Genomic DNA, 5,467 nt, shown 5'->3' on the forward strand with positions numbered 1-5,467 from the left:
TTCACGCTTATTTGGTCTGTGTAAGTTACCGATTGAGTGGGTGGTGCGACTGAATCGCCTGCTTCAGTATGCCTCTGGTAGGATGACTTGTATTACAATTTCTGGTTAATCAACAGGTCTGCTCCGGAATATTGTTTGTCATATACACGGATTAGCCCATCAGCATATACTGTCGCACCAACCGGTCCCCAGGAGCGTTTCATCTCCCTGTAAAATTCGTTACGTTGTTCTTGAGTCAGTGCAGCCCATTTCTCGGTTGTTTCAATCCGAATAAAAGGGGTGGTGCCGTCAATCCCTTTAATCCGGAGTTTTCCAACGTTGTCGTCAGAAGAGATCGAACCATCGTCCCGAACTTCCCACTCAATTTCACAAATACAGGTCCCGTTGCGAGAAAATTGTAGCTTTATGGATCTCGCGTACCCTTCAAAGATCCAATTGTAAAAATCGTGCTTCCAGTGCTCAATATCCGTTTCCGAATATAAATTGGGATAAAAAGTCCGTAAATAATCTAGGTCACTGGCAATCTTGTCATTCAGATATCGTACGCATGACCACGTAGCAGTCGAGGTACGTGTTGTGCTACTGGAATAACTCATCATAACACCGCCTTAGTAGGAAAATGATGAACCGAAAATTTCTTTGAGGCATTGCGTCGCTTTTTCCTTCGTAGATGCCTGTCCAGCATTAATTAAATACGCCAGAGCTTCATCTGCTTCATCAACAATGCGAGTCCTTTTGGCAAAGTCTAATGAGCTGGCCACATTATTTGCCGAATTGACTGGATCAAGCACGTTAGGAACACCGGCACTGATCGTGACCTCACTTTTTTTGTAATTATCGGTAAAGATTATGGGTTCCAGCAGTTCCGTATCGACAATATACTTGAAGAACTGCTTCAAGGCGGCAAATATGTCAGTATTAATACCCTCTGTATCAGCGATATGCGCCCATACCAACTCAATCAAAAAAGACTTCATTTTGAATTCCCGCTTCAGTCTCCACCATTTGATGATCCGAACCATCTGGGCGTAGTTACCGTAAGCGGCTTTTCTATCCCGTATGAATTGCTTATGCAAAGAAATGGAGGTAAGCAACCTTTCCCCTGTACCATTGGATATCAAGTAGCCGCGGTCATCCTCGTCGCCTTCGTAAATCACAGGTACCACATCAACGTCCAGCCCTGAACCTTTAAATTGGACTTTTACACAATGGGTACCAATGGTGAATTGATCTTCCGTCATTCCGTGGCGTTTATACACTTGAAATAATGCGGAACGGATATACTCAAGAATTTCCTTTTCATCAGAACCCTCTACTTCATTGGATTTTACGTATACCGCTACGTCCATATCGTTAATCGTGCTTAGCGCCGTTCCTTTAGCTACAGAACCGGAATGTAGCATCTTGACGAGCCCATACTCCGTACTTTCCTTTATATACTCTTCGAGATTATCTCTGAGCCGATTGACCTGCTCACGATACTTCTTCACTTTTTCTTTTTTCAAATTGACATATCCATCTGCAAAATTTTGCAAATCGGAGTTCGAAAATAACATGTGCACCTATCCCTTCACGGTTTCAGAGTATTTTCTCTACATGTTAACTGACCAACCGAGCAAAAGTCAATCAAAAATGTACACAAAAATCATTTTTACGTACATACAAAATGATTTTTCGTGCATATTATATTAATAAGTGTTATTATATTAACAGGTAAATGTGCATGAGGAGTGACACTTTTGAATATGCGAACAGAGATTATTAAAATCATTGAAGGTGGATTAGAAAAGAATAAAGACAAGGTCCTTAGCTATGCACAACTGCTCGCAGAAAAACTGCGTGAAGAAGGTGAGACTAAATTTGCGGACCGAATTTCAAACGTACTGTCCAAAAATACTGCCCATCCCGTTTATTTGGACGAATTTCAAACAACCCCAACAGACAGCGAGAGTAGACTTGACATGGTAGAAGTCACCATGCCTGAAGCTGCCGCAGAAGAAATCATTTTGCCTGAACTTCTTAAGATGAAAGTAGAAACCTATATTCATTCTCTTAAGCACCGCAATAAATTTATGGAAATGGGCGTCGATTTACCGGAATCTCTTTTGTTGTATGGGCCTCCAGGCTGTGGGAAGACGAGTTTAGCTAGATATATCTCGTTTCGTACAGGTCTACCGCTCGTCACAGCTAAATTAGATGGATTGGTTTCATCTTTGCTGGGGAGTACTTCCAAGAACATCAGGAGAATTTTTGAATATGCTAAAACAAAACCATGTATCTTATTCCTAGATGAATTTGATGCAATCGCTAAATCAAGAAACGATGAACACGAAGTTGGCGAATTGAAACGTGTTGTTAATAGCCTTCTACAAAACATTGATGATTTCAATAATGGAAGCAACGTATTACTCGCTGCAACTAACCACGAGAAATTACTTGATCCCGCTGTCTGGAGAAGATTTACCACAACCATTGAAGTTACTCGTCCTCGACAGCCTGAACTTATTGAATTGATTCGCCTGTTCACCAAAAATATGAATTGCGATTTTTGCGATGAACCAAAAAAAATGAACACGCTTTCTAACCTTTTAGAAGGCTTCTCACCTTCCGATATAAAAGCTATTTGCTTTAATACCTTACGGAAAAGCATCATCGATGGGGTGGAAAGTGTAAAGTACCCTCTCATAATTCAACAAATATTTTTGTATAAGCACTCGGCAGAGAACGATCAAACTTTAGTACATTTTATGAATGAGAACGGGGTCTCCCTTTTGGATGTCGCCTCTACATTAAATATATCCATGCGTCAAGTGAGAAAAATAATGAGTAGTCACAGTGAGGAGGATTGAAAATGGAGGAAAGAGGGAATGGTTCACAGAGAAATTTACCTATCAGGGTGTTTGAAAAACGACAGCAGGTTGATGAACGCCTTACGGAAGGCGGGGGCAACGATCAACCTCCTAAATGGGTGCTTCAGGGAGAGGAATTGCAGATAAGGTCAAAATTGTTGCAGACAAATGTCTCTTCGGTCAAGGAGAATATTGAACGAAAGCTAACCAAGTTCTCGTATATACCAGCCGTCATAAAAGCAAAAATATCCGACCAAGCTTTGGCCAAATCGCATCGTTCTGATTTTGTTCAGTTTTTTAACACTTTAAAACAGGATAAAATCATCGGCTTTTCGGAAAATCATGAGCTTCTCATTAGGATTGATAAACTTGCACAGCTGTCTGAAATCACACAAAAATTAAACAAATTTGAAGGTAATGCAAAAATCATTTCCAGTATTGAATCTATAGATACATTTGATCCTATTATTGAGCTTTCTCCTGTGGGGCCTGAAAAGGAAGTTAGCGTATATCGTATACAACTTTTTGATTATAAGGACACATTGCTCAATAAAAAAATATTCGAGGCATTTAAACAACTTCTAAGCAACAACAACCATTTTCGACTGGTGAAAAGCGTAAAGTATACGGATAATGTTGAAATGCATAGAGTTATTGTAGACTCTGCTGAAGCATTGGAAGAGCTCGAAGACTTTCAGGCAATAATGGCCATCGAACCTATGCCTCGTATGGAAGTGGTGGAAGACGATTTTTTTGATGGTTCGACAACCCAAATTCCGCTCCCTATATCAGATATATCGTATCCAATCGTCGGTGTTTTGGATTCAGGAATAGCCGATGTATTAAAACCGTGGGTTGTCGGAAACCGATATACCAATTATCCTTTAGACCGTCTCAATTCTGATCACGGGTCATTTGTATCCGGAATTATTGGATTTGGGGATTTATTTGAAGGTCAAAGTTACACAGGCGTAAACGGTTGCCATTTTGTGGATTGTGCCATATTTCCAGACCGCAATAAGGAAACGCTATATGAAGATGATCTTATCGACAATGTTAGAGAGGCAATCGAAAAATATAGCGATCGAATTAAGATTTGGAACATGTCTATCGGAATGGGATACGAGGTTAAACACTTTGAATTCTCAAAATTAGGCATGGCATTGGATAATATTCAAGACGAAAACGATGTTTTAATAATTAAATCCGCTGGCAACTGCAGAAATTTCCTAAGTGGCAATCCGAACGGTCGTATTGCAGGAGGGGCTGATTCCGTTCGTGCATTGACAGTAGGCTCAATCGCGCATTCCGAATTCCCTACTGACATTGCACGAAAAAACCACTTATCGCCATTTAGCCGGATCGGGCCAGGACCAGCTAGCATCATAAAACCCGATTTGGTTCATTACGGGGGAAACGCAGGATTTCATAATAATAATCCTTCTTATAACGGTGTTAGCTCTATATTGTCCGACGGACGGAAAGCCGTGAAGGTAGGAACTAGCTTTTCTACTCCTCGAATTAGCTCAATAGCGGCAGATCTTAATCATAAGATGAAAGAGGATTTTGATCCTATATTGCTTAAATGCCTGATCTTGCATTCTTGCAAATATCCTATTGAGGTAACAGCTAGTATAAATGACAAACTTAATGAATTAGGTTTTGGAGTTCCGAAAGCAGCAAATGAGATTCTTTTTAACGATCCATATGAAATCACCTTAATTTTAAGAGACACACTACATAAAGGAGACTTCATTGAGATACTTGACTTTCCTTTTCCGCAATCACTGGTAGACCAATCAGGTCATTACAACGGTCAAATATTTGTGACTATGGTTAATCATCCAATTCTTGAAAACGGACAAGCCTCTGAATACTGCCAGTCCAATCTAGAGGTAAAATTGGGCACGTACGATCAAAAGAAGCAAAGAGATATAACTAAACGAACAATTAGAAATGAGATCGGCCGTGACGGTGGACACAACCTACTTCGTGCTAGCATATACAGCAAAAAAAAGGCTCAAGGAGCACATAAAACATTTTCTAATACTGAGAAAATGCTTGTGCAGTATGGAGACAAATTCTACCCTAACAAAAAATATGTCTTAGATCTGTCAGAACTTACGCCCGGAAACAAGAAATACATCAAATCTCCAAAAAGCTGGTACTTAAAGGTCGAAGGGCTGTATCGAGATTTTATTGAAAGAACTGCTGAAAGAAGTAGAATGCCGTTATCGCAAGAATTTTGTGTAATTATAACCATTCGTGATCCTCAAAGAAAAACGCCAGTATATACCGATGTAACACGACTGTTGGATAATTTCAACTTCATACATCGGAATATCCAAGTTGAACAGAATATTCAAATCAGAGGTGATTTATCTTCTGAATAAATTAATTAAAGCAAGAATGCGAGAAGCCGGAAGAGACTTTACCCTATCTGTCTATAGGACAGGTAGGGTTTCTTTATTGCTATTTGAATCATCTAAATTTATAAACTCAACTTTCGCAGCATGAAATCGGCAAACAAGCCTTGATGTAACTGGGCAAAGCGGCAATCCACTGCTGGAGTTGACGCTGAATAAGAGCGGAAATCTTCTTACCGGCTTTTTGGGCTA

At 40.0% G+C, this 5,467-nt stretch carries 4 protein-coding genes; 2 read left to right on the plus strand and 2 right to left on the minus strand.

Annotated features, from left to right (window positions below; translation table 11 throughout):
- Positions 1-92: 92 nt before the first annotated feature.
- Positions 93-599, minus strand: coding sequence for an HORMA-1 domain-containing protein (locus KXG62_RS33555; RefSeq protein WP_218096353.1), 507 nt, complete (start codon positions 597-599; stop codon positions 93-95).
- A 9-nt stretch (positions 600-608) separates the two neighbouring features.
- Entirely contained in the window at positions 609-1,556 is a 948-nt protein-coding gene (locus KXG62_RS33560) for a CBASS oligonucleotide cyclase (RefSeq protein WP_218096354.1), read from the minus strand.
- Positions 1,557-1,745: 189 nt separating this feature from the next.
- Here KXG62_RS33560 and KXG62_RS33565 point away from each other — a divergent pair, with 189 nt between their 5' ends.
- Positions 1,746-2,849: an AAA family ATPase gene (locus KXG62_RS33565; protein WP_246627766.1), complete on the plus strand. Its 1,104-nt coding sequence runs from the start codon at positions 1,746-1,748 to the stop codon at positions 2,847-2,849.
- A gap of 2 nt (positions 2,850-2,851) precedes the next feature.
- On the plus strand, positions 2,852-5,242 hold the full coding sequence (locus tag KXG62_RS33570) for a S8 family peptidase (protein WP_218096356.1): 2,391 nt from the start codon (positions 2,852-2,854) through the stop codon (positions 5,240-5,242).
- Positions 5,243-5,467: the final 225 nt, after the last annotated feature.

The organism is Paenibacillus solanacearum (assembly GCF_910593845.1).
Lineage (GTDB): Bacteria > Bacillota > Bacilli > Paenibacillales > NBRC-103111 > Paenibacillus_G > Paenibacillus_G solanacearum.

What these genes read in the sequence shown, in the direction of transcription:
- KXG62_RS33560 (WP_218096354.1), bottom strand. Translation starts at nt 1,556, where the DNA reads ATGTTATTTTCGAACTCCGATTTGCAAAATTTTGCAGATGGATATGTC.
- KXG62_RS33570 (WP_218096356.1), top strand. Translation starts at nt 2,852, where the DNA reads ATGGAGGAAAGAGGGAATGGTTCACAGAGAAATTTACCTATCAGGGTG.
- KXG62_RS33555 (WP_218096353.1), bottom strand. Translation starts at nt 599, where the DNA reads ATGATGAGTTATTCCAGTAGCACAACACGTACCTCGACTGCTACGTGG.
- KXG62_RS33565 (WP_246627766.1), top strand. Translation starts at nt 1,746, where the DNA reads ATGCGAACAGAGATTATTAAAATCATTGAAGGTGGATTAGAAAAGAAT.